At 51.6% G+C, this 3,801-nt stretch carries 2 protein-coding genes; both read left to right on the top strand.

Annotation, left to right across the window (positions count from 1 at the left end; all coding sequences use genetic code 11):
- Positions 1-2,983, top strand: a 2,983-nt coding sequence (locus tag ACO6V1_RS22835) for a transglutaminase-like domain-containing protein (protein WP_422468779.1), incomplete at its 5' end; no start/stop codon positions are given.
- Positions 2,984-3,073: 90 nt separating this feature from the next.
- A partial coding sequence (locus ACO6V1_RS22830) for a hypothetical protein (protein WP_422468777.1) occupies positions 3,074-3,801 on the top strand: 728 nt, incomplete at its 3' end.

Genomic DNA, 3,801 nt, shown 5'->3' with positions numbered 1-3,801 from the left:
GCAAGCACTCAGGGATTACCGGCACAGTTCCGGCAAGGTGGACCCTTCATTGCTGGACCAGCACCAGCGGGCCTTCACACAGTTTTTCGGACAGTTGGCACAGGTGAACAAAAAGCAATCGACGCCACTGGTCATCGATACTCCGGCCACCAGAGAGTACATAAAAACCTGTTGGCAATTTCTGCAACTCAGGGAACCGGGAAGAGTTGCCATGGTGGTGGAAGGTATTGCCGGGTGGGGTAAGGATGCCCTGTTACTGCTGACCCTGACCACCTGGCAACAGCAAACCGGTAGAGGCTATCAGCACCTCAATGGAGCTCCGGACCAGTTTAACCAGTTTGTGCAGGCCTTTAACCGCGCCTGGCGTCTGGGTGAGGTGCTGGTGGTCAGTGAACTCAATATTATTCCTTCCGGGCCATTGGAAGAGTTTCTCAATGACCGCCTGCCGCTGCCTCACAAGGCCGGGTTCAAATTGATTGGTACCGTTAATCCGCCCACCTATCCCGGACGGACGGCATTCCCGCCATCATTGACCAGCCGATTTACCGGCGTTCATATCCACCATGATACCCGGGATGACTATCGGCTCAGGCTACAAGCCATTGGGGTATCTGAGGATCTGAGTCGGTGGCTGACCGATTGCGCCAGTGCCCTTAACGATGATTTCCGACAGCAACGCATTCCCCTTGAACTGACGTTGCCGCAGCTGCTGCTGGCGGCCGATCGATTGGGCAGAACCTCCATGGATTGCTGGCCTGAGGGTCTGAGCCGGGAGTGGCAACCCTATCTGGAAAAGCGTACAAGCACATTTAAGTGGCCCTATATTCTTGTACAGTCATCAGAAAAGGGATCTTCCAGCAGGTCGGCCACTGTATTACCGCAGGCTTTCAGTCTGGGCCTGCTCCCTGGTGTGTCTGGCAACTTTCATGCAACCCGGTTTTTTCCCGGTAAATGGGATCCCCATCTGTACAGACTGAAGCTGTTCACAGCCGATGTGACCACTGACCAGACATTAGTTGAAAGCCCTTTACCAATGCGTCTCATGGATCAGAGCAAGCTTTTGCCCCTGTTAACCGGGCGAACCTATCTGAAAACCGGCGAAACCCCCGGGCGCATGACACTGAAACCGGGCCACAATTGGCAATTATTGCCATCGCTGACCCCCAACGACCGGTTGACCGGTTTGAGGTCCATTCCGAAACAGACGCAGCTGGCACTGGATAGGAGCACCGACCAATACTTTCTTCGTTCCGGACTCTCGGAACCGGTGACGGTGGATTTTATTATTAAGCCCGATCTGACTTATTTTCAGCCGTTAACGGCTAATGATCCCATTAACACACAGCCCCTGCGGTGCCCTCCGCTGATCAAAGTGCATCTGGATCAGGAGGTGTTCAGCGGGGATCCTGCTCACTTTCCGGGATACCGGAAGTTGCGGGAAATAGGGCAGATAGACAATCTGTCCGAACGGCTACTGGCCCTTGTCGATTGGTTCAGGGCATTTTCTTACGATCGTCCTTTTGACGAAACCGGCATCAACCTGGCCAAGCAATTGTTGCAGGAACAACAGGGAACCTGCCGCCATCGTGGGTTTCTGTTTCAATTACTCTGTCTTTACTGGGGTATTGAAGCCCGTATAGTACGATCGGGCTCACATGCTTTCGTTGAGGTCAGATCCGGCAATGGGTGGCGACTTTGTGATTTAGGGGGCGCTGGCAGCTCCACTTTCAGTTATTCATCAGAGCCGGAATGGCACAATATTTTCAAGTCAGCGCCAGTGGCACCCGTCAATTCGCCTTACGCTCAGGACGGAGCCGCTGATGGCTGGAAGGGGATATTGTCACTGGCCGCTTCTCTGCTCCAGCAACACAAGTGTACTCAATCTGAATTACCCCAAGAGGCGATAAAACAAATCCAGGACACCTTTCTGGAAAAGTTCCGAAAAAATTTCCGCCCTATCCCCATGTTCAGGGATTTACTATCAGAACGAACTTACAAAATATCACCAAGCCGCGAACGTTATGTCTTTGCCATGGAAATTGCCTGTGATTGGGTATCGGAACAATATTTGCTGGCGGCCCGACATGCCATTGACCATTTTGCCACCCTGGCCCCCCCGGAAAAAAAAGCCATTATCGATTGGAGCCACTGTATGCTCATCAGGTCAACCGATGAGCGGTCTCCCGAAAGACGTCTTTTCTGTGAGTGGTCGGAGTTTGCCTGGCAACTGTATTTGCAAAGCCCGAATGATTTTCCCGTCCTGCCTGTGCAAAGCCTGCAGACCATTATCCGGTTAAATTTTGATCATAATGGCATCGCTCAACGAATATACCAGCGCCTGTTCCGGCTTGAGTCCATCGATAAAGTCTATCTGAAAAATGTCCACGACAGTCCGGAGGCCGACCATTTTTCCCTGCTGTACTCCTGGGAAAAATTGCCACAGGTGGCGGCTACCGAAGTTTTTTGGAGTCATGCCTCCCGGGGCAAACCGGATATTGCCCGACTGATCCGTGGTGAGCCCTGTTTTCCGCAAAAATCAACGTACTATCAGGAAACCAATACCCTGATACTGTCTGCCCGGTTTTTGATCGACAGGGCGTTGTACACCCTCCTGCGAAGCACCAACAAACTGACCGGAGCAGCGTTTATTGAGGAGTTCCCTGAGCCCCCGAGCATGGGGAACTTAGGGGATCACATCAATGATGCAGAAAATAACCGACAGTTAATTCGCCTGATCAGTGATCAACGCTCTGCGGAAATATATACCCCGGTGATATGTAAAGACCTGAAAAGATTCCGGGTCCTGATCGTTGGCAACTTCCGTGAACGGGTAACCATCTTTGAAAGTTCGGCAGGACAAAGTTTCGACCTGATCGGCAGCGGGATTTTTTCTCCGGGTCTTACCCTGGATTGCCGGGAGTCGCTGGGAACCGTGAAACGACTGCTCAATGAGCATGATGCAACTATTTTAGGCGGGTATTGAGATGAGTCTTAGTACAAAGGAACTTTTGCCGGTTTACACCATCCAAATTGACTGACGGACCGCAATTACTATCAGAAAAGTACTATTTTCATGCTTCCTATTCAGCCCGGTGATCATCCTGTTGTAAAAGCACAAAAAAGGCTGGCAAATTCTACAGGCGATCCTCCACAGCCCAGTAAAATCCGTAAAAAAATGCTCGTAACTGAGGTTTTGCCCGTCAAAAATGAGCAGTCATATTTAGTCCAACAGGCATTAGCAGATAGTGCGCATTCCAGCCCAATCCGTAACATCACGCCCATCACAGATTGCATCAGCCACCTGAAACAATCGGCATCACCGGTAGGCGATGCGTTTCATTTTTTCGACTCTGAAAATGATAAGGCTGGGAAGGAGGTGTTGATCCATTGGTATCGGCAAAGGACAGGCACCGGGTTCCTTTTTATTATCCGGCATCCGGACGACCTGGATCATCACCCGTTAAGAAGGCTGCACTATTATCCAGCTCCCGGACAAAAAACCGAGCGTCCCGGGCTTATTTATCAGTCAGTGCCCATCACCCTGATTTTCGATTGTGACAACCTCAGGCCCAGACAGCTGGCCTCATTGAATGAGCTGTTGGAGAATCCACCCCGGCTGGATGGCATCCCCATCAGCACGACAGTCAGCCGGGTTGTTCTGGCCAAAAACGATTTAATAAATCAGCCTGATGCTCCCGGACCGGATTTCTGGCGTCGGATATTTGCCCGGGACAGATACTCTTCAGCAACCTTCAATGTCACCCCGGCCGCGGTGCCATCCTGGTCAGTAAGCCAGCGCAC

It is taken from the genome of Endozoicomonas sp. ALC013 (genome assembly GCF_049310205.1).
Lineage (GTDB): Bacteria > Pseudomonadota > Gammaproteobacteria > Pseudomonadales > Endozoicomonadaceae > Endozoicomonas.
The sequence above is the reverse complement of the archived record's forward strand: the minus strand, read 5'-3'. Positions and strand labels throughout refer to the sequence as shown.